Raw genomic sequence first — 20,556 nt, forward strand, 5'->3', positions numbered from 1 at the left:
ATTATTTTCCACAAAGGGTAAGATAAGGACAATAAGTACAGTTTTCGGGCAGGGTAGTATGCTTAAAAGGAAGCTCTGGATCGAATAATTCTTCCAGCTTTTGGCGTAATAAGTCCGTAAAATTCACTTTTAGTTCTTCCAGATGCTCTGCCTGCAAAAGCACTCTCTTTCTGTTTTCTTTCAGGTAGAACAAGGTACCTTCTTCGCGCATTTTACGCACGATATAAAGGTTCGGTTCTACCCCGGAAATCCCTTTCGCCTGCTCATAAACATAGGTGTAAAACAAGGTTTGAACAAGGGCTTTATTCTGCTTATTACTCTCGCTATCAAATAGTTCATCAATAGAAGAAAAACCAACTTCATCTCTTCCGGTTTTGTAATCGACAATCCTGGTGACGCCATTGCGTTGATCTACCCGGTCAATAATGCCGAATAAAGTCAGCTTTCTTTCTGCTCCTTGTACTCTAATCGGGAAGGTAACCACGTAATCTTCTGCGTTTTCCAATTCTACCAGCGAGAAGGGCGCCTGCTGCTCATCATGATCCAGAATTACATTGGCATATTCGGCAACAATAGCCAGCATCACCTGCTGCATCCCATTGTACTCCAATAGTTTTTCTTCCTTATCAAACATGACCTTCGCAAAAGCAAGCTTACACATTTCTGTAAGCTGTTTTCTATTTTCAGTGATGCGTTCTTTTGTGATATATGGACTTTCATCTTTTAATTTTTGATAAAAATTTTCTAAAACAAGGTGTAAAGTAGAACCAATGCTGTTGGCCTCGAGGTTTTCAGCCAGCTCTTCCGGCTCTTCCACTTTGGCAATATATTTATAGAAAAACTGCACCGGACAGTTGAGGTAAGTCGTTAATCTGGTGGCAGATAATTTAATCGGATTCTGTTCCTGATTGTCCAGGTAAGTATATAATCGCCTCAATACCTCCCCTTCTTTTTTGATCTCAAATTCTACTTTCGGTTCAATAGCCAGGGATTGCGACTGGTCGAAATATTTAAAGGTATAACCACTTTCAAATTCGAGCTGCTTTAAAAAGCGACTGGGTTCTCCGGTATTGCTGTCGTCTGCCTGCCCATTATAGACCAAACTCACTTTATTGGAACGCTGCAATAAACGGTAAAACATATAAGCGGAAATGGCATCCTGGTTCTCAATAACCGGTAGTCCATAGGCCCTGCGGATACTGTCAGGGATGAAACTTGGAGAAACATTGATCTGCGGGAGAATGCCCTCCGTAACGCCAAGCACATATACATGCTCGAAATCCAGACTCCTACTTTCCAGTAATCCCATCACCTGTACCCCTTGTAAAGGCTCTCCACTCAATGGAACAGCGATTCCCTGCACAGCTTTTTGCATCAGAGAAAGCACAAAAGAAAGGGGTAAATGCGCCGCATAATCCTCTAAAGTATCGTGTAATCTGTTCAGTTCTTTCAAGGTAGCACCAAATAAATCAGCCTCCGTTTGCTTTAAAGTCTGCTCTTCCAGTTGTCTTTCCAGTATCAATTTAAATAGCTGCTGCAAATGATCAATAGCAGTTAGGCCTTTGGCTACTTTAGTGAAAAACAAAGTTGATAAGGCATCTTTTTGCAAGGCTTCAACAGGCACGTCAATCAGCTGATCTTTTAGAATGTCCTGCTGTATGCTGTCTCTTAATGTAGGTAAAACACCTGTTAAAGGATGTGAAAGGTAGGCTTCCACAGCTCGGTAGTACACAGTGTCTTTTTTCCCTTCATTCAGTTGGGCCTGAACACTCAACCATAAATCAGCCAGACCAAAGATGGAAGTTGCCAATAAAGGATACCCCATGGTAACGTTCAGTTCGATGTTGGAGATGCCACCTGCATGTTGGTATTTGGTGGGAATGGTCTGTAAAACCGGCAATAGCAAGCTTTCATCGGCAAGAATCAGTGCAATTTTACCGGCATTATCTGTTACATCTAATAATGGGTAATCCTTTAACAATTCCTGGTGGAGAATCTTCGCTTGTGCCGTTTGCCCTTGAGTTTTGTAAACATTAATCTCTTTCTGCTGATTTCTAATCAAGTCTCTCGCAGCTCCTAAGGCATTTGGCAGTCCAAGTTTCTGGATATTTTTCCTGAGGAACAAACCCGCTTCCTGAGTTTCATCGTCCATGTAATATTTGTCGACATCAAAATAGAACAAGGCTTTCTCATCTTTATTCCATTTCTTGAAAATCACCGCTTCCGCATTACTCAGTGCATTAAATCCGGCAAAAACAATTTTCCCTTCTTTAAAATCATCGATAAATTCGGGCAGATCCGCTTTTCCTTCCGCCAATTGGCGATAGATATAAGCCATCGTGGTATACCCCTTTTCTCTTAATGCCGCATGAAATCCACGATACAGCTTAGGCATCCTTCTCCACATCCGGATAAACTGTTCCTGATGGTATTGTTGCTTACCAGCCGAAAACGACGACCAGAACTGCTCCAAAAACTGCTGTTGCTCTTCTGTTAAGTGCTGGAAATCTTTTTCAATCACCGCAATATCTTCCAGCTCCTGAAACAACTGATCAGCATTCACCAGATCGTTATCAATCTGTGAAAAGTCGCTGAGAATGATTCGCGCAATCGGATAAAAAACATCCGGATTGAGCGGCTTCCCGCCTTCTTCAATAATGAGCTTATTGTATTCTTTTAACAGGGTAAAAAACTGGGTAAAACCATCCGCCACCTGTAAATGTGTGGACAGCGCAAAAAACTCCTGAATGGTGAAAAACGAAGGAGCCCAAAAAGGCTTCCTCAAGGTATCTGCCAAATGGTTTTGTAGGTAAGGTACCGGCCTTTTGTTGTTAAAAACTACTGCGGCATGGTGCAGATCCGAACCCAATCTTTTTACTAAATCTTCTGCAACTTCTTTTAAAAACGCCTTCATCTTTACACTGATTTTAAGGTGGCACTATGTGCATAAAACAAATAGGTTTTTACCTTTTGGTAACCCATTGCCAATAACAAGTCGCGGTATCCGTACACTTGTTTAATATGTGAATCGCTCTCTTTAAGCGTAAATTTATAGTCAATTACAATAACCTCATTTCCAGAGATCAGCACTTTATCCGGGCGGTACATTTTTCCACGGATATCAATAATGCTCTTTTCGTTAATGGTTTCCTTGCTGGTTTTCAACAAGGCCTGTAGCTCCTGATGGGCCAGTACATTACCCGCCTGTCTGCGAAGAGAAGGCATTTCTTCTGCCTTGAAAAACCCTTCATTGAGCATCTTACTCAATTCAATTTCCATCTCCTCCACATTGGAAGACCTGGCCAATATTTCATGTAAAATAGTTCCTTCCCTCCCCGCATTGGTGCCGGTTAGCATTTCCAACTCTTTTCTTTTGAGCTTATTATTAAAAACTTCTGAAAGTCTTTCTGAAGTCGGGTACTCCTGCAAATTGATCAGGGTTGGCCCGTTTTCCTCTATAGTGCCAGGTTTACTCTTTTTAACCACCGGTACATCCACAAAGAATCGACCCTCTTCATCCAGCTGATCTTGTAAGGTCATCGCCAGCACATCACCAATAGTACTTACGGTATCCGTCTTTTTACCCAAACAAGTAATGTACAGGTACTCTTTAGTCCTCGTGGTGGCCACATACAACATATTCAGAGCATCCATATTGTTGTAAAGCAATTCCTCATAATAAGGGATCGCCACCGCCGATTGACCTAGTTCTTTATTGTATTTCAATGGAATACTTTGTAATTGGTGGTAAGCTGTATTTGCAGTAGGCACCCAGAAAATCCCATTGGGCTTTCCGTTGATCTCCCAATTACAAAAAGGTACCATCACAACTTTAAAGGCCAATCCTTTAGATTTATGAATGGTAATGACCTGTACCGCATCTGTACTTTCTGAAGAAGGCAATGTTTTTCTTTTCCCCTCTTCATCCCAATAAGTCAGGAAGGCAGTGATGCCTTTTTCTCCTTGTCTGGCGAAGTTCCCCGCCAGATCTCTCAAAGCAAATAGGTAAGGTAAATGTGCCGCATGTTTGGCCTGACTCAGCCCATAAGCATGGATGAGTTTTTCCAGCAACTCTGGCAATGGCTGCTGCATCCAGCTCTTCCAATGCTCACAAAGTTCCAGTGGAAGAATGTCTGTCAGGTGTTCCAGTCCTTTAATTTTCAAATTGAACAGCTGGTCTGGCATTACCTCTAGCCCCCTCAATTGCGCGTACAGGCTAATGATATTGGCTTTGTATAAACCGGTATTCCCCGGAATTCCTGCCATCACTTTTAAGGTGTTGATCAGGATTTTTATTGAGGTATTATTTTCTATCAATAAGGCTTCCCCGGAGATCACATTGATATTGTTCTCCATCAAAGCATCTACCACCGCAATGGCTTCCGAATTGGAGCGCACCAATACGCAGGCATCACCTGCTTTATAGCGCTTTTCTTCCAAAGTAAGGCGTTTTAGGGTTTCTACCATACGCCTTAAAGCCTCAGGTTTGAAGCCTGTTCTGCCTAGACTCGCACCATCAGCATCTGTTTTTAAAACGGAGAAGTCAATGGCACCACCCTCTGCCGTTTTCGGGGTAATCTTCTGCTCTACCTCGGCATAAACATCAGTCATAATGTGACTGAAGCCTTTTTCTTCCCACCAGTCTGCCAATTTTTGGTTGGCCGCTTGTTCTCCAATGGTTTCATTTAGGCGACGCTGCATCAGGATCGGCAATGCTTTAAAAAGTGTATTGTTAAAGGAGATGATGTTTTCGGTACTTCTGTAGTTCTCTTCCAGATTTGCGGCTACCACATAAGTTTCGCCAATGTCTTTTTTGGCTTGTTGATGAAGGATATTCCAATCGCCATTTCGCCAACGGTAAATGGATTGTTTTACATCCCCAACAATCAAATGATCGATCAGTTTGCCATTGGCTTCTGCCATCGCATTCTTCAACAATGGTTTAAAATTCCCCCATTGATTCGCTGAGGTATCCTGAAACTCATCAAACAGGAAATGTCGGTACCTGCTTCCTGTTTTTTCCCAGATAAATGCGGGGTTGTCATCATCATCTCCGGTGATTCCTTTCAACAGGTTTTGCGCATCACTGATGAGTAGGTTGCCACTTTCCTGTCGGTAAGTTTTTAATAAAACAGCCATTTCCTGCATTAAACGCAGGTAGTATAAATTTTTATTGAAGGCTTGGGCCAGGATATATTCCGGCAAACCATTGATATAATGTTGGTATAATTTATCCAGAACAGGGTTTAGGGTGTAGAATAAGCTGTCATCGGCACCTGGTTTAAACCATTCTTCCGGCTCGTTAATTACTCTCGAAATCGTTTCAATCTTCGAGAAATCTCCATCAGAGATCTTGGCAATTGCCAGTAAAGGCGACCTGGATTTTCCTTTGAGCTGATCGGTAGGAATATTTGCGGCTTCAAACAGGTTGGTAGCACGCAATGCCAGTTCTTTGAGGTCACTTTCAAACAACTGAATTTGTTGCCTGGTAGATTTGCTGTATTCCCCAAACATCTCATTTAGGTCGTTATGCTCGATTAATTCCTGAATGGCATTGTCGAAAGGCTGATAACGCTCTTTGAAAATCTCCCCGGCAAGATCGGTCAGCTCGTTTCTATAGTTCCAGCTTACATTGTTACTGATGCGGTCTAAAGCGAGGTCAATGATCCACTGAAGCAGGTTTGGATTGTGGTCCATTTGCTCATCCAGCTTATCCGCCAGCTCATTCTTTACCTTTTCAAAATTCATCTCCAGCGCATAGCCAGAATCAAGGCCCAGCTCAAAAGCGAAACCCCTGATCACTTTTTGAACGAATCCGTCAATTGTACTCACGGAAAAGCGACTATAGTCGTGCAGGATTCTCTTGTAGATCTTCTCTGATCTTTGCTGAAGAAGGGTTTTATCAAGATCGGGATGCGCTTTTAAGACCAATACCCGATAGCTTTCCACCTCTTCCTCGCCCAGGGCAAAGCCTTTCAGTACCTCCATGATCCTGGTTTTCATCTCTTCTGTTGCCTTATTGGTGAAGGTAACGGCAAGAATTTCCCGATACTTGGTTTCTCCAGACAATAAAAGGGTCAAATAATGAGCTGTAAGACTGAATGTTTTACCAGATCCTGCGGAAGCTTGTAGTATTTTTAGCGGCTGTTGAGGCATTAGGTAAAGCTAAAGGATTCTTGCGAAGTTTCCACAAAATAGTAGACTACCAAATTAGTAGAGTAATTTTATACTCAGATTACAAAAAGATGTGAATAGTTTTTTACTTTTGGATGTAGCAGTATTTATCCAAATAATATCCTCATGAAAAAACTAGCTTTACTTCTTTTCGCATTTGTAACCATTTCTGCCAGCACTTTTGCGCAGGAAACAAAAGAAGCCATTAAAATTTATAATCCTACAGCAAATGCTCAGGCCGACCTTGATGCCGCCGTTGCGAAAGCTAAAAAGGAGGGTAAACACGTATTTGTTCAGGTAGGTGGAAACTGGTGTTCCTGGTGTATTGCCTTTCATAATCTGGTAGACAATACTCCTGAGCTTAAAAAGCTCCTGAACGACAATTATGAAACCGTATTGATCAACTATAGCAAGGAAAATAAAAACGAGGCGGTATTGGCGAAATTGCAATATCCAGGGCGTTTCGGATTTCCTGTATTTCTGATTCTTGATGGTAATGGCAAGCTTTTACACACTCAAAACTCGGCTTATCTGGAAGAAGGAAAAGGCCACAGCGTGAAAAAGGTAACAGAATTCCTAAAAAACTGGAATGTTGCCGCTTTGAAGCCTGAAAACAACAAATCATAAACCACATGATGATGCGCTTTTTAATGCATCATTTTTCTATAAAAAATGCCCTCTTAATCGTTCAAATTAAGAGGGCATTTCTCTTTTTTAAAGCGTCAATCTAACTACTCCCCTGCACCATATTTAAAAGTAGCATTAACAGTAACAGGTAGTTTTCCTGAAGGTATCAATTGATTTTTAAGTACAGCTGCTGCAGCACGTTGCATAAAATCTTCTTTTTGATAGGCAACAAGCAATACCTTGCTATTTTCAAGACCTGGCAAGGCAGCAATGTTATAAGGGTTAGCAAACAACGCAAAAATGGCATTTTGATCTGCCATGCTTTTAATAAACATTTTCAGATCCGCACTGAGTACCATTCCATTTCCTGGACGATTCCGGGTATCATGAATGCCAACAATTACCTGATCAAAATTACCTATCTCTCTAAGTACTTTTGCAATAGCATTCGCATTTGCAGTCTTATCAAGCGTAAAAAACACTGAGTTTTTATAATATTTGCCTAAGTCCTCTTGAAAAATGCTGACTTGAGGGCTACCAATGCTGATGATGATTGTTCTCTTTTCCGCCGATAGTGTTTTCAAGTATTGCTTCCCTCTTAACAAGGTCATAGATGCATCTGCAAGCTGTTGCAACAATACTTTACTTTCTGGTCGGTTTACATCCGCATAAACATTGTTTTCATTAACACTATCTTTTACATTTAAACCTGCCCAATATTTGGCAGTCAGGATTTTCTTTACACTCTCATTGATACGCTCCATAGGAATACGACCCTCTTTTACCGCCTTTCGTACGAGTTTAATCGCCCTCGCGCTATTTTCAGAAAGCTCCAGGATGTCATTTCCGGCAATAATACCCATGACATCGGCCTCCCCATCTTTAAAATACTTAACGACGCCTTTCATGCCCATCGCATCCGAAATAACAATGCCTTTAAAGCCTAACTCTTCCTTTAAGATCCCGGTAACAATAGGTTTTGACAAGGTAGAAGGCATATTCGGAGTATTGTCTAAGGCTGGGATGTTCATGTGCGCAATCATCACCCCCGCCGCTCCTTCCTTAATCAAGGCTCTAAAAGGATAGATTTCCAAACTGTCTAATCTTTCTTTTGAAAAAGGCAGATTGGGAAGGTCGTAATGAGAATCGACATCGGTATCCCCGTGTCCCGGAAAATGCTTTAAGCTAACCAATAGTCCGCCATCCTGCATCCCCCTCATGTATGCCGAAGCTTTAGCAGTTACATTGTATTTATTTTCACCAAAAGATCGGTAATTGATCACCGGGTTTTTAGGGTTATTATTTACATCAACATCTGGTGCGAGATTCATGTGCATCCCGATCCGTTTATAGTCTTTTGCCACTTCCTGACCCATTTTGTAAATCAATTCCTTATCCTGAACTGCGCCCAATGCCATTTGGTAAGGATAAGAAATCGTACTGTCAAGACGCATTCCCAATCCCCATTCTCCATCAGAAGTGATCAATAGAGGCACACGAGCCAATGCCTGATATTTATTGGTTAAAATCGCTTGTCGGCCAGGACCTCCCTGAAAAAACACCAATCCACCGATACGTTCCTTTTTAACTACTCTGCCAATCGAATCTTCGAAAACTTTTCCCATGTCGGTATGCGCCCGCACAAAAAACAACTGTGCAATTTTCTGGCGTCTGTTTAATTTCTTAAACACAGAATCTACCCATGGATTCGGGTTGGATAACGCTTCTATATAGCTTTTCCGTTTCGATTGTTCCGGAGTTTCAGTTTGCAGTTGTTGCGCTTGGACAGCAGAAAGAGCTGTTAAGGAGAAAAAGAAGGCAAAGATTGGGGACTTAAATTTCATTGAGCAAGAATTCGGTTAAATCTCAAAGATAAATAAAAAAACAGGGAGAATACTTCCCGGTATCTATCTCGGTATTCGGCATCCCAGAAAGCTAAAAAGCCGATATCATAGTGATGATACCGGCTTTTTATGCCTAAGCTGCTTCAGGATATTTCCTGAATATAATAGTAGATTTGTTTAGAATTTTACACCTACACCCACTGAAAACACTTGGTTTTTGTATTCAGGAGTTCTTTTCGTTCCGTCTTCATTGTTTTTCTGGAAATCTAGTGAATAACGGCCATGAATATCAAATTTGTCATTGATATCGTATCTAAAACCAATTACACCTCCTACAAGGCTCTTTTTAAACTTGTCCGAATCTTCTCTATATTCTTCTTCTATAGAGGATCCAAAATCAGTTGAATATTTGTTTGTAGTAGAGGTTAAGAAAGAAACCTGAGGTCCTACAACCAGGTTCAATCCAGAACCACCTACATTAATAGTGGCCAAAATTGGAATATCTACAAAATGAGTGGTCTGCTTAAACTCCCCAAAGGTTGTTTCCAATTTATATCCTTTAGTCGAATACAATAGCTCAGGAGTAAAAGCCAAGCCTTTGATCAACATAATATCCAAGGTAATACCCGCATTAAAACCAGGATTTACCTTTGTTTTATAATCGTTATTGCCGTCTCCTTTAATAATATTAGGGACGTTTAATCCCGCCTTGACCCCAAATCTAATAGGGCTTTGTGCATTTGCAGCACCTGCGGTGAATAGGCATATTGCCAAAATGATGATTTTTTTCATAATGTGTTATTTTATTAGATGGGCTTAGAAAGAAATGTGCCACAATAGCCTTCTGATTCAGCCAAAATTGACAAAAACGAGCTTAACAACTCATTTAAAGCGCCTTAACTGATAATAGAGGATGATAAACTGCGGGTACCAGGAGGCCAATTGCCCTTTCTTATTGTATCAAATTTGATACAATAAGAAAGGGCAAGAACTCATTCTTAAAACTGCTGTTTATAGCGAAACCCTTATTTGATGGTAAGGCCTTAAAAAAGGCTAAAAATTAAAAGGCCAGGCGGGTTAAATATTTTAATTCACTTTCTTTTAGTTTCGATAACGTTTGTTTATACTTACGTATAATTACGCTTTTACATTAAAAAACCTTAAATCTATAGAAATGTCGGAATTTTCGGCCGAAGTAATCGGTACCATGTTAATGATACTTTTGGGAAATGGAGTAGTCGCGAATGTCGTCTTATCCGGTACAAAAGGGAATAATGGTGGTTGGATAGTGATCACAACTGCCTGGGCACTTGCTGTTTTTGTAGGCGTTGTTGTTGCCGGACCTTATAGTGGCGCGCACCTTAACCCCGCGGTTTCTATCGGCCTTGCGATCGCTGGAAAATTCAGCTGGGCAAAAGTACCCATTTATGTCGCAGCTCAATTTATCGGTGCCTTTTTAGGTGCATTTCTGGTTTGGTTAACCTATAGAGATCATTACAAGCCAACAGAAGATCAAGGGGCGAAACAAGCGACCTTCTGCACGGCTCCGGCGATCAAAAACAAATGGTCTAACCTCATCTCTGAAATCATAGGCACATTTGTACTCATTTTTGTGATTCTACATTTTACAGATGCCGCATTGGGCAGCGAGAAAACAGCAATTGGACTCGGCTCACTGGGTGCTATACCGGTTGCTTTTCTGGTTTGGGTAATTGGATTGTCTTTGGGAGGAACTACTGGTTATGCCATTAATCCGGCAAGAGATCTTGGCCCAAGGATTATGCATGCCATTTTACCGATTCATGGGAAAGGTGATAGCGGCTGGAGTTATGCCTGGGTCCCTATTGTCGGACCACTAATTGGCACCACACTAGCTGCATTGCTTAGTTTATACCTACACCAGGCATAAGCTGAGAAACTCAACTATTCATTTTATCTATAAAAATGCCCCTAAAAATTGTAATCATCTTTAGGGGCATTTTCGTATAGGAAGCTGCGCTACAGCGCAGTTAACTTTTATCGTGTTTTTACCAATGGAGTAGCCAATAGTTCTTCGAGTTTTTTATCCAGATCTTCTCCGGTCAAATTTCTTGCTATAATGACACCATTTGGATCGATCAATACATTTGATGGAATTGCCCTTACCCCATATAATTTCGCGGCTGCGCTATTCCAAAAGGCAAGATCTGAAACATGATTCCAGGTCAGGTTATCATCTTTAATTCCTTTTAACCAGGCTGCTTTTGACTTATCTAAAGACACAGCAAAAATGTCAAATCCTTTGTCATGGTATTTTTGATATGCTTTTACCAGATTTGGATTTTCCCTTCTGCAGGGGCCACACCAGGACGCCCAGAAATCAAGCAGTAAGTATTTTCCAAAATGATCGGACAGTTTAATTGTTTTTCCATCTGGAGTATTTCCTGAAAAATCAGGAGCGTTCTTCCCAACACTCACTGAATTTAACACATTTACAAGGTCTTTTAATACCGCAACATAAGGCGTACTCTGAAGAGCAGGGTCTAGTAGTTGTAGGTTTTTGCTGATTTCTTCAGGACTCAATCGGTAAGAAAAATCTCTGTACAATACATAGGCTGCCACTAAAGAACCTGGGTTCTTTTGAATGAACTCCCCGATGTTAACATCTTTTTCTTTCTTATAACTGGTAAACAGATCATTTGAAACAGAACCAGTCACCACAGAATTTCTATAGTATTTTTCCGGATCAAGCGCTACATTAATCTGGCCTTTCTCCAGGAAAACATACAATGGGCTTTCCTCCTTATCGACTGTCAATCCATATAATTCCGGCAATTTCAGGCTTTTATTGAATTTAAATTTACCGTCTTTTACTTCGGCAGAATCCAGTGTTTTAAACATTTTGTTATCAAACTTCTGAAGGTATACTTTCCCCGAAGTAGCGTCTTTAACAGTACCGGTAATCGTTACTTTACTTTCATCCTGTGCATGGATTGCAGTGCTGCTCAGCAATAGTCCTAAAATGGCAAACTTAAATATGTTCATGGTATTGAGCTGGTTTTAATCTTATAATATTTCAAAGATAGACAAATAATCTACTATTCCCATAGACTTTTATAATTTCATAAATCACATTGACATCCAAATAGTTACCATTAATTAAAACTACCTTCACCAGATAAGGGCAATTATGCCTTGATCGCGCCGCACCTTTCCATTGGAAAAAATATTTAATACGCTAATTGACAGCTTTATAAAAGATAAGGTTGGCATAGCAGAGCTCTTTTTAAATGACAATTTATCCAGTCATCTGAAAAACAACTTAACACGGCTTTACCAGGGAAACCTGCTTTTATCCGCAGGAACAGGCAACGACACCGTTGTTGTTCAGGACAAATTATTTCGAAGTGACCGGATTTACTGGCTAGATCGTGCCCATAATGACCCCCATGAGAATGCGTTTTTTGACTTGATGGATCGCTTTGTAAGCCACCTGAACAGCACTTGCTATACGGGAATTACAGGTTATGAGTTTCATTATACTTTATACGAAAAAGGGAGTTTTTACAAAAAGCACCTGGATCAGTTTCGGACAAATGTAAGCAGGCAGTATTCCATGATTATGTATTTGAATGCAGACTGGCAGCTAGCCGATGGAGGTGAGCTATGTGTCCACCATTCCGACAACAATCTACAAAACATTCCACCCATGAATGGGAAGAGTGTTTTCTTTAAAAGTAGCGAACTGGAACATGAGGTGCTGGTTACGAATAAACCCAGAATGAGCATTACAGGATGGCTAAAGATTGGTTAATTAAGGCATTACCTTTTGATATTGTCGCAAATTACACCTCAAATTGTCACCATTACCCATCGAAAACCTGCAATAATTGCGTTAACTTTAATTCATCAACCAATTAAAGAAACGATTATGACAACACAAGATCAAACCGTGATTACGGTGGCAGCTACTGTAAATGCACCAATCGATATCGTTTGGAAAGCCTGGACTAATCCATCAGACATTAAAAAATGGAATGCGGCTTCCGACGACTGGCACACCCCTATAGCGGAAAATGATTTGCGCCCCGGCGGAAAATTCAGCTCGAGAATGGAAGCCAAGGATGGTAGCTTCGGTTTCGACTTTGATGGAACTTATGATGAGGTAATCACTAATGAATTGATTAACTATACGCTTGGTGATCAAAGGAAAGTGAAAATCACCTTTGAGAAGAATACTGATGGTGTGAAAATTACCGAAAGTTTTGATGCAGAAAATACGAATCCAATAGAAATGCAAAAGGCTGGATGGCAGGCTATACTGGATAACTTCAAAAAATATGTAGAGTCCTCCCGAAGCTTTTAGAAGGGTCTGGATGATTTAATTGCAGGTCTGTTTTTATTCTCCGGAAGATACCAGGTCTGCAATTCCTATATTTGCCCCCCAGGCAAGCAATACGCTGCCCATTCTTGTTTTATGATGAAGTTCCCTGTATTTATTTTATCCTCATTTTTAGCATTTAGCACTACTTTTACTGCAAATGCCCAAAGTAAACTGGTATTTGAAGAAAGCTTTAAAAAGAATCAGCTCAAAAAGAACTGGCTGACTGTTAATGGCAATTGGGAAATTAAAGATGCTGAACTTCATGCAGCTAAGGATATCAACTGGGCAATTTTACTCGCCGATAAACCCCTACCTGAAGATTATATTTTAACGTTCTCCGCAATCGCGGATCCAAAAACATATCTGTTTGAGGTCTTACTGAACTTAAATGGCTCAAAATTCCTTGGAATTCTGCTCAATCAACTGGAAAACAAAGTGGCTATTGAAGACCGGTCCTTGTTTGCAAACATAGACAGCAGGGGTACATTTATCCATACCAGCGGCCATGTCGGTATCATGCCCAAAGTAAAAAGAACCACACAACATGATTGGCAGGACTGGAAAATACAAAGATCAGGGAATCAATTTTTTATCTGGATCAATCAGGAAGCAGTGATCTCCTTCAAGGATAATAGTGGTTTTGTAAAGCCTAAAGGACAACTTGGATTCGCCTTTAATGGTACCGGGGCAATCAAAAACATCAAAATATGGAAATTGAAAGGAGAAAGTGCTTTACCTCCCTCCGATTTTATAAGCCTTCCTTTAATAAAGCCATTTTTCGTTTTCGAATAAGGGAAAAGAAAACACTAAAACCAAGACAGACCCATCTCTTCTTCCTGTTTCATTGGATGAAAAAGGAAGAACAGACAAATCAGCAAGGTATGAATAAAGCGATTTATGGGAATTTTTAGGCTTTAAAGGTCGCTTTAAAGGCTTCTCTACAGTCCAAATCAACTTCTATTGGCATACCATCTTTAATATAAAGTTGGGTTAATCCTTCGTGGTTTTGGAAGTAACGGAAATAGTTTTGAATTTTATCAGGCTTGTCTCCGGTATCTTTGTTTGTATGCCCGCTAAACCAGCGATCATATTTTAGAGCAATTTGTTTAAGCTTTTCCTCAAACTCCAGTCTCTTCTTCTCATCTGCACCCTGGTGCAACTCTTTTGTAATATCGCTCATAATCAGGTAAAAGCGCAATGTACGGTTAATAAATTGCTTATTTTTAGAAAGCGGTTTTAAAGGTGTTTAAAGGCATAATTAAAAACCATGTATTTGAGAAAAAAGACCCTAAATCCCTGGATAATAAATTAAACGGAAAAATTGCTGTTCCTTCTAAAGTTCTTTTTTTTCAGCGTCTTCTGCTGAATCGGCTTCCTTAGGCCGGAGTTCAACAGATGGTTGCATAAAGGGCTTCAACAGATCTATGGGAACAGGAAAAATGGTAGTTGAATTGTTTTCTGTAGCAATTTCACGAAGTGTTTGCAGGTAACGTAAGGTAAGGGCACTCGGCTGCTCACTCAGGATTTTTGCCGCATCAGATAGCCTTTGTGAAGCCTGATATTCCCCCTCAGCAGAGATAACTTTTGAACGGCGTTCACGCTCTGCTTCTGCCTGTTTCGCCATTGCACGCTGCATTTCCTGAGGAAGGTCTATTTGTTTTACCTCCACGGCAGTTACTTTTATCCCCCATGGTTCCGTCTTCAGGTCAATGATTTGTTGCAGGTGGAGATTGATTTTATCCCGCTGGGAAAGCAGGTCGTCCAGCTCAGACTGCCCAAGCACGCTACGCAGGGTGGTTTGCGAAAACTGAGAAGTAGCAGTTAAAAAATTCTCGACCTCTACCACTGCCCGCTGAGGATCTACTACCCTGAAATAAATTACCGCATTGACCTTTATAGATACGTTATCCCTGGTGATCACATCCTGCGGAGGTACATCCATTACGACAATACGCAAGGAAATCCTCACCATCTTATCAATAAAAGGAATCAGAATAATCAGTCCGGGTCCCTTTGCACCTTTATCAAGTACCCGCCCTAAACGAAAAATAACACCCCGTTCATATTCACGAAGTATACGAATTGCACTGGCCAGCACAAGGATGGCAAAAAAAACAAGTACAAACACAAATACATTGAAAAACATAACACCTCCTTCTATTAAATAAATATTGATCAGACCTGCCCGATTGGCTCCACAATCAAAACAAGTCCCTTGATTTTAACGACTCTTACTTTTTCGGCCTGACTGATTTTCCCGGTCTGAGATTCTGCAATCCATACCTCTCCGTTTATCTGTACCTGCCCTTGTGGATCTAATGCATTGAGCGTTTCTCCGGTTTTTCCCAGTAATATCTGAATGCCTGTGACTGTTTTTAGCCCTTGTGCCTTTAGACCCAAACTAATCACAATGAGAAAGAAAAATGTACAGAGTAGCGTTACTGAGATGATGATTCCACTGGAGATTTTGATCATATCTAATGATGAACTTGATTTGAACAACATTATAGAACCCAGGAAAAGAGAAGCCACACCACCAATTGCCAGAAAGCCATGGCTAACAATTTTAATTTCCAACAGGAATAACAGCAATGAAAATCCGATTAACAATAAGCCGGCATAATTAACGGGTAAGGTATTCATTGCATAAAATGCAAGAATCAAACTAATTACACCCACAACGCCAGGAATTATTGCCCCTGGGTTAAACAGCTCCAGGCAGATTCCAATCATACCTATCATCAGTAGAATATAGGCAACATCAGGCAAACTGATGAAATCAAGAAACTTTTCGGCGGCAGTCATTTCCACATATTGAATGGTTGCTCCCCTGGTATGCAAGGTTACGCGCCCTGTATTTAAGTCCAGGGTTCTCCCATCTATCTGATTAAGGACTGCGCGTTCATTTACTGCGATATCATCAATTACCCTTAATTTAAGTGCTTCATTTTCTGTAATAGACAAACTGTTTCTAACTGCATCTTCTGACCATTTCAAGTTCCGGTTTCGCTTTTCGGCAATACTTCGAATAAATGCCGCAGCATCATTCGTTGCTTTTATATTCATCACTGAGTCTGCCTGACCAACCAGGCTGATGGGATGTGCGGCACCAATATTAGTTCCCGGTGCCATGATGGCAATATGAGCAGCGAGGGTAATAAAGACTCCGGCTGAACCGGCATGTGCCCCTGAAGGTGCAACATAAACTACTACTGGGACCGGCGATAACAGAATATCACTTACAATACTACGAGTGGACTGTATTAAACCTCCTGGCGTATTGAGCTGAATCACCAGACAGGCCGCCTTCTGCTTCCCTGCCTTTTCAATTTCCTCATGAATAAAAGAAGCTGATACCGGATTAATTGCCCCCTCAATTTTGATCAGCACCACTTTTTGTGCGGAAAGAAAAGAGGGAAAGCAACATAGAAAAACCAGGAAGAAAAAAATCTTACTTTTCATAACTATTGCAGCTTATGCAGCTATAAGTTCATTAACATGGAAAGAAAAGCAACGGGGACGGTTATTTACACCAAAATTGGGATTGCTACACATTGGTTAAAAAGGCAATCCAAAAGAAGAAACACTTATCTCTAAATATACTGAAAATCAACGAGAAACAAGTAAATTCACTTAGATTTATATATTTAAAATTAACCCGGTAATATTTTCTTTTTATTAAAATAAGCCTTAACTTTAATAGAACCAACCCTATTGAATTATTGCGCAGAAATCTGTAATAGAAAGGAGCTCAATTATGGGAAAAGTTAGGAACATCTTACAAGGAAAAACCCATTCCGCTATCTATGTAAGTCCGGAAACAACAGTCTTTGAAGCCTTAGAATTAATGTTTGAAAAGAACATCGGGTCGCTTCTAGTGATGGATCATGATAAATTCATCGGGATTTTTACGGAAAGAGATTACGCCAGAAAAGTCATTCTTAAGGGTAAATCTTCAAAAAAGATCGCAATTAGTGAAATCATGACGGAAAACCCGCAAACGGTAACTTCGGATAATACCATCGAAGAATGTATGTGGCTGATGACCAACAAATTTATCCGGCACCTACCCGTCATAGATGATGGTAAACTGACTGGAATCATCTCCATTGGTGATGTGGTAAAATACATCATTGAGGAGCAGAAATTTATTATCGGAAATCTGGAACACTACATTACAGGCAGCGTATAGCATCTTTTTTTATTGGTTATTTCATAAGGTAAGTCATGAACTCATCGAGTATTCCTACTGCCCCACTTTGGCCATTCCTGGTGTATGGTGCTTTTGTGTTGGCTTTACTGACGTTAATTCTTTCGCTATCCTATTTTTTAGGTCAGCGGCATAAAGCCCGGGCTACAGGACATCCCTACGAATCAGGGATATTGGAAACCGGATCGGCAAGGTTGCGCTTTTCCGCGCAGTTTTATCTGGTTGCCATGATGTTTGTGATTTTTGACATTGAGGTCGTTTTTATTGTCTTGTGGGCCCTGGCATTTAAGGAATTAGGATGGCCGGGCTACCTCAGCATCTGTATTTTTATCGGGCTGCTCTTTGTCGTACTTGTTTATGAATGGAGCCTGGGTGCCCTCGATTTTGGCCCCGATGGCAAGAAAATTTTAAAGGCGTACCATAAACTCATTCTAAAAAACCTGTAACATGAAATGGTGGCTCAGTAATCCTGCCAATCCGGCAAATGCAATAAAAGGGACAGGTTCTTTTGAAGAATCTATTGGTCAGAGTGTGATGTTGACTACGGTAGAAGGCTTACTGGCATGGGGTCGGAAAAACTCGATATGGCCCTTCCACTTTGGCCTTTCCTGCTGTTTTGTAGAAATGGCGACCAGCCTCACCAGCAAGTATGACGTTGCCAGATTTGGGGCAGAGGTAATTCGTGGTACGCCAAGAGAAGCCGATGTAATGGTTATTGCCGGGACGGTTTTTGTAAAAATGGCACCTATTATCAAGCGCTTGCATGAGCAAATGATGGAACCTAAATGGGTGATCTCCATGGGCTCATGTGCTAATTCCGGTGGGATGTACGACATTTATAGTGTGGTGCAGGGGGTGGATAAATTCTTACCGGTAGATGTGTACGTTGCCGGATGTCCTCCGCGCCCTGATGCCTTTCTACAAGGATTAATGCTGCTGGCCGACTCCGTAGGTAAAGAGCAAAGGCCGCTAAGCTGGGCAATTGGCCCGCAGGGAGTGATCAAACCGGAACAAGTAGCTATGAAAGAACAGAAGCGAACTGAGCGTAAAAAGATGATTAATTTCCGTACTCCAGATCAGATATAAATTTCTACCTAAACTTAAAGTCGTGGATAACAATGCAAGCCTGACTGACGAACTGGTCTCCAGATTTGGAGCTTCCTTTTTCAACCCCCAACTTACAGTTGACGAGGTGGTCACGCTATGGGTTGCAAAAGAAAATATAACCAGGGTACTCAAATACCTCAAGCTGGAAATTCCGCAACGTTTTGATCTGTTGTATGACCTATGCGCAATCGATGAACGAAGTCATGCGAAAAAAAACGGATCATCCACTGCTGATTTCAGCATAGTTTATCACTTGCTTTCCCTGCAACGAAACTGCTTCATACGCCTCAAAGTAGGCTTACATGGGGAATATCCTACGATGCCTTCCATCACCTCCTTGTGGGAAAACGCCAACTGGTATGAACGGGAAGTATATGATATGTTCGGAATAAATTTCGAGGGTCATCCCAATTTACGCCGGATTCTCATGCCACTTACCTGGGAAGGACATCCTTTGAGAAAAGAACATCCTGCCAGAGCTACAGAGATGGGGCCTTTTAAATTATGGGATGAAAAGCAAGACCAGGAGCAGGAAGCCTTACAGTTCCGTCCAGAAGATTGGGGCATGAAAAGACAAACGGAAGATGCGGACTTTATGTTCCTCAACCTTGGCCCGCAGCATCCGGGAACGCATGGTGTGCTTCGGATTATCCTGCAACTGGATGGAGAAGACATTGTAGATGCGGTTCCTGATATTGGATTCCATCACCGGGGTGCAGAAAAGATGGGAGAACGCCAGTCATGGCATACTTATATTCCCTATACCGACCGCGTTGACTATCTGGGTGGGGTAATGAACAATCTGGCCTATTTGCTGGCCGTAGAAAAATTAGCGGGCATTATCGTCCCTGACCGCGTCAAGGTGATGCGCATCATGCTCTGTGAATTCTTCCGCATAGCCAGTCATCTGGTATGGTATGGCACTTTTGCACAAGACCTCGGCCAACTGTCGCCGGTATTCTACATGTTTACAGACCGTGAAAAGGTTTTTAATATTGTAGAAGCCATTTGTGGTGCCCGAATGCATCCCAACTGGTTCAGAATTGGCGGAGTTGCTCAGGATTTACCCTTAGGATGGGATAAGCTGGTCAGGGAATTTGTCGCTTACTTCCCTAAAAAACTGCGCGAATACGACCAGATGGTGATGCGAAACAGCATTTTCAAAGCCCGTACGGTTGGCATTGGCATTTATACTGTAGCCGAGGCGCTGGAATGGGGAGTTACAGGCCCTGGTTTACGCGCCTGTGGCCTCGACTGGGATTTTAGAAAAAAGCAACCTTATTCTGGCTATGAAAATTTTGATTTTGACATCCCTACCGCGCAAAACGGGGATTGCTATGACCGCGCATTGGTTCGTGTAGAAGAAATGAGGCAAAGCCTTCGGATTATCGATCAATGCCTCAAAAATATGCCTGAGGGAAGTTACAAATCTGATCATCCTTTGACTACCCCGCCTCTCAAGAAAAACACCATGCAAGATATTGAAACCCTCATTACCCACTTTTTAAACGTCAGCTGGGGACCCGTAATTCCTTCCGGTGAAGCGATGAGTTGTCTTGAAGCAACCAAAGGAGCCAACAGCTATTACCTAACTAGTGATGGCAATACCTCTCCTTACAGGGTTAGAATCCGTACTCCCTCATTTCCACACATGCAGATGCTCCCCTATATCAGTAAAGGATATACCATTGCCGATTTACTGTCTATTCTGGGGAGCATGGATTATGTGCTTGCAGATATTGACAGATAAAACCAAAAAGATGCTATCAACGGATGAAATAAGGAGAATAGACCATGAAATTGCGCTTGTTCCTGTGCGAAAGGCCGCCAGTATTGAGGCCTTAAAAATCGTACAGCACCATCGGGGATGGATATCGGATGAGAGTCTCCAGGCCATTGCGGCACATCTGGGAATGTCGGCCGAAGAACTTGATAGTGTAGCTACGTTTTACAACCTTATTTTTCGTAAACCTGTAGGCAGGAATATCATTTTACTATGCGATAGTATCAGCTGCTATGTGATGGGATATGAACAGATTTATACGCATTTACAAGCCCTGTTACATATCAGATTTGGAGAAACGACTCCGGATGACAGGTTTACCCTTTTACCCAACCCTTGTCTGGGGAGCTGTGATCATGCCCCGGTTTTAATGATCAACCAGGATACCTACAGGGATTTGACAACTGAGAAACTACAGGAAATTTTAAAAGAATACAAATAAACGGCA

At 41.4% G+C, this 20,556-nt stretch carries 18 protein-coding genes; 10 read left to right on the top strand and 8 right to left on the bottom strand.

Going from position 1 to position 20,556, the window contains the following annotated elements; genetic code table 11:
• Window position 1: 1 nt before the first annotated feature.
• Together R2S10_RS12900 and R2S10_RS12905 are read right to left on the bottom strand one after the other, a co-directional pair.
• On the bottom strand, window positions 2-2,914 hold the full coding sequence (locus tag R2S10_RS12900; RefSeq protein ID WP_316840842.1) for a PD-(D/E)XK nuclease family protein: 2,913 nt from the start codon (window positions 2,912-2,914) through the stop codon (window positions 2-4).
• Window positions 2,915-2,916: 2 nt separating this feature from the next.
• A complete protein-coding gene (locus R2S10_RS12905) occupies window positions 2,917-6,156 on the bottom strand; it encodes a UvrD-helicase domain-containing protein (RefSeq protein WP_316840843.1) in 3,240 nt (1,079 codons plus the stop codon).
• 144 nt (window positions 6,157-6,300) lie between these two features.
• Between R2S10_RS12905 and R2S10_RS12910 the strand changes: the two genes are divergently transcribed.
• Window positions 6,301-6,801, top strand: a complete 501-nt coding sequence (locus tag R2S10_RS12910) for a thioredoxin family protein (RefSeq protein ID WP_316840844.1) — start codon at window positions 6,301-6,303, stop codon at window positions 6,799-6,801.
• Window positions 6,802-6,905: 104 nt separating this feature from the next.
• Here the strand turns inward: R2S10_RS12910 and R2S10_RS12915 are convergent, their stop codons facing one another.
• Together R2S10_RS12915 and R2S10_RS12920 are read right to left on the bottom strand one after the other, a co-directional pair.
• The gene (locus R2S10_RS12915; RefSeq protein ID WP_316840845.1) at window positions 6,906-8,645 is read right to left on the bottom strand and encodes a glycoside hydrolase family 3 protein; all 1,740 of its coding nucleotides are present in this window, start codon (window positions 8,643-8,645) and stop codon (window positions 6,906-6,908) included.
• Window positions 8,646-8,822: 177 nt separating this feature from the next.
• Window positions 8,823-9,437, bottom strand: coding sequence for a porin family protein (locus tag R2S10_RS12920; protein ID WP_316840846.1), 615 nt, complete (start codon window positions 9,435-9,437; stop codon window positions 8,823-8,825).
• 382 nt (window positions 9,438-9,819) lie between these two features.
• On the opposite strand from R2S10_RS12920, the gene R2S10_RS12925 reads away from it, so the two are divergent.
• Window positions 9,820-10,554 (top strand): MIP/aquaporin family protein, encoded by a 735-nt coding sequence (locus R2S10_RS12925; protein WP_316840847.1) that lies wholly within the window; start codon window positions 9,820-9,822, stop codon window positions 10,552-10,554.
• A 107-nt stretch (window positions 10,555-10,661) separates the two neighbouring features.
• Here the strand turns inward: R2S10_RS12925 and R2S10_RS12930 are convergent, their stop codons facing one another.
• On the bottom strand, window positions 10,662-11,669 hold the full coding sequence (locus R2S10_RS12930) for a TlpA disulfide reductase family protein (RefSeq protein WP_316840848.1): 1,008 nt from the start codon (window positions 11,667-11,669) through the stop codon (window positions 10,662-10,664).
• A 172-nt stretch (window positions 11,670-11,841) separates the two neighbouring features.
• Here R2S10_RS12930 and R2S10_RS12935 point away from each other — a divergent pair, with 172 nt between their 5' ends.
• The 3 genes from R2S10_RS12935 to R2S10_RS12945 all read left to right on the top strand — a co-directional run bounded on the left by R2S10_RS12935 (window position 11,842) and on the right by R2S10_RS12945 (window position 13,800).
• Window positions 11,842-12,438, top strand: coding sequence for a 2OG-Fe(II) oxygenase (locus tag R2S10_RS12935; RefSeq protein WP_316840849.1), 597 nt, complete (start codon window positions 11,842-11,844; stop codon window positions 12,436-12,438).
• A 117-nt stretch (window positions 12,439-12,555) separates the two neighbouring features.
• The gene (locus R2S10_RS12940; protein ID WP_316840850.1) at window positions 12,556-12,990 is read left to right on the top strand and encodes an SRPBCC family protein; all 435 of its coding nucleotides are present in this window, start codon (window positions 12,556-12,558) and stop codon (window positions 12,988-12,990) included.
• 111 nt (window positions 12,991-13,101) lie between these two features.
• A complete protein-coding gene (locus R2S10_RS12945) occupies window positions 13,102-13,800 on the top strand; it encodes a hypothetical protein (RefSeq protein WP_316840851.1) in 699 nt (232 codons plus the stop codon).
• A gap of 115 nt (window positions 13,801-13,915) precedes the next feature.
• Here R2S10_RS12945 and R2S10_RS12950 read toward each other — a convergent pair whose 3' ends face one another.
• From R2S10_RS12950 to R2S10_RS12960, 3 genes are all read right to left on the bottom strand, one after another.
• Window positions 13,916-14,188, bottom strand: coding sequence for a hypothetical protein (locus R2S10_RS12950; protein ID WP_062546460.1), 273 nt, complete (start codon window positions 14,186-14,188; stop codon window positions 13,916-13,918).
• Window positions 14,189-14,341: 153 nt separating this feature from the next.
• Window positions 14,342-15,154 (bottom strand): slipin family protein, encoded by an 813-nt coding sequence (locus R2S10_RS12955; RefSeq protein ID WP_316840852.1) that lies wholly within the window; start codon window positions 15,152-15,154, stop codon window positions 14,342-14,344.
• 29 nt (window positions 15,155-15,183) lie between these two features.
• Window positions 15,184-16,470, bottom strand: a complete 1,287-nt coding sequence (locus R2S10_RS12960; protein WP_316840853.1) for a nodulation protein NfeD — start codon at window positions 16,468-16,470, stop codon at window positions 15,184-15,186.
• Window positions 16,471-16,765: 295 nt separating this feature from the next.
• On the opposite strand from R2S10_RS12960, the gene R2S10_RS12965 reads away from it, so the two are divergent.
• The 5 genes from R2S10_RS12965 (at window position 16,766) to nuoE (ending at window position 20,550) form a co-directional block, all read left to right on the top strand.
• The gene (locus R2S10_RS12965; RefSeq protein ID WP_316840854.1) at window positions 16,766-17,200 is read left to right on the top strand and encodes a CBS domain-containing protein; all 435 of its coding nucleotides are present in this window, start codon (window positions 16,766-16,768) and stop codon (window positions 17,198-17,200) included.
• A 35-nt stretch (window positions 17,201-17,235) separates the two neighbouring features.
• Window positions 17,236-17,664 carry an NADH-quinone oxidoreductase subunit A gene (locus R2S10_RS12970; protein WP_316840855.1) on the top strand — a complete coding sequence of 143 codons (429 nt, stop codon included), beginning with the start codon at window positions 17,236-17,238 and terminating at the stop codon, window positions 17,662-17,664.
• 88 nt (window positions 17,665-17,752) lie between these two features.
• Entirely contained in the window at window positions 17,753-18,304 is a 552-nt protein-coding gene (locus R2S10_RS12975; RefSeq protein ID WP_410478977.1) for an NADH-quinone oxidoreductase subunit B, read from the top strand.
• A 22-nt stretch (window positions 18,305-18,326) separates the two neighbouring features.
• Window positions 18,327-20,075 carry an NADH-quinone oxidoreductase subunit C/D gene (gene nuoC / locus R2S10_RS12980; protein WP_316840857.1) on the top strand — a complete coding sequence of 583 codons (1,749 nt, stop codon included), beginning with the start codon at window positions 18,327-18,329 and terminating at the stop codon, window positions 20,073-20,075.
• A gap of 10 nt (window positions 20,076-20,085) precedes the next feature.
• Complete coding sequence (nuoE, locus tag R2S10_RS12985) at window positions 20,086-20,550, top strand: NADH-quinone oxidoreductase subunit NuoE (RefSeq protein ID WP_316840858.1); 465 nt, start codon at window positions 20,086-20,088, stop codon at window positions 20,548-20,550.
• Window positions 20,551-20,556 lie beyond the last annotated feature (6 nt).

The sequence above is a fragment of the Pedobacter gandavensis genome (assembly GCF_032678745.1).
Classification (GTDB): domain Bacteria; phylum Bacteroidota; class Bacteroidia; order Sphingobacteriales; family Sphingobacteriaceae; genus Pedobacter; species Pedobacter gandavensis_C.

What these genes read in the sequence shown, in the direction of transcription:
- R2S10_RS12900 (WP_316840842.1), bottom strand. Translation starts at nt 2,914, where the DNA reads ATGAAGGCGTTTTTAAAAGAAGTTGCAGAAGATTTAGTAAAAAGATTG.
- R2S10_RS12905 (WP_316840843.1), bottom strand. Translation starts at nt 6,156, where the DNA reads ATGCCTCAACAGCCGCTAAAAATACTACAAGCTTCCGCAGGATCTGGT.
- R2S10_RS12910 (WP_316840844.1), top strand. Translation starts at nt 6,301, where the DNA reads ATGAAAAAACTAGCTTTACTTCTTTTCGCATTTGTAACCATTTCTGCC.
- R2S10_RS12915 (WP_316840845.1), bottom strand. Translation starts at nt 8,645, where the DNA reads ATGAAATTTAAGTCCCCAATCTTTGCCTTCTTTTTCTCCTTAACAGCT.
- R2S10_RS12920 (WP_316840846.1), bottom strand. Translation starts at nt 9,437, where the DNA reads ATGAAAAAAATCATCATTTTGGCAATATGCCTATTCACCGCAGGTGCT.
- R2S10_RS12925 (WP_316840847.1), top strand. Translation starts at nt 9,820, where the DNA reads ATGTCGGAATTTTCGGCCGAAGTAATCGGTACCATGTTAATGATACTT.
- R2S10_RS12930 (WP_316840848.1), bottom strand. Translation starts at nt 11,669, where the DNA reads ATGAACATATTTAAGTTTGCCATTTTAGGACTATTGCTGAGCAGCACT.
- R2S10_RS12940 (WP_316840850.1), top strand. Translation starts at nt 12,556, where the DNA reads ATGACAACACAAGATCAAACCGTGATTACGGTGGCAGCTACTGTAAAT.
- R2S10_RS12945 (WP_316840851.1), top strand. Translation starts at nt 13,102, where the DNA reads ATGATGAAGTTCCCTGTATTTATTTTATCCTCATTTTTAGCATTTAGC.
- R2S10_RS12950 (WP_062546460.1), bottom strand. Translation starts at nt 14,188, where the DNA reads ATGAGCGATATTACAAAAGAGTTGCACCAGGGTGCAGATGAGAAGAAG.
- R2S10_RS12955 (WP_316840852.1), bottom strand. Translation starts at nt 15,154, where the DNA reads ATGTTTTTCAATGTATTTGTGTTTGTACTTGTTTTTTTTGCCATCCTT.
- R2S10_RS12960 (WP_316840853.1), bottom strand. Translation starts at nt 16,470, where the DNA reads ATGAAAAGTAAGATTTTTTTCTTCCTGGTTTTTCTATGTTGCTTTCCC.
- R2S10_RS12965 (WP_316840854.1), top strand. Translation starts at nt 16,766, where the DNA reads ATGGGAAAAGTTAGGAACATCTTACAAGGAAAAACCCATTCCGCTATC.
- R2S10_RS12970 (WP_316840855.1), top strand. Translation starts at nt 17,236, where the DNA reads ATGAACTCATCGAGTATTCCTACTGCCCCACTTTGGCCATTCCTGGTG.
- R2S10_RS12975 (WP_410478977.1), top strand. Translation starts at nt 17,753, where the DNA reads ATGTTGACTACGGTAGAAGGCTTACTGGCATGGGGTCGGAAAAACTCG.
- nuoE (WP_316840858.1), top strand. Translation starts at nt 20,086, where the DNA reads ATGCTATCAACGGATGAAATAAGGAGAATAGACCATGAAATTGCGCTT.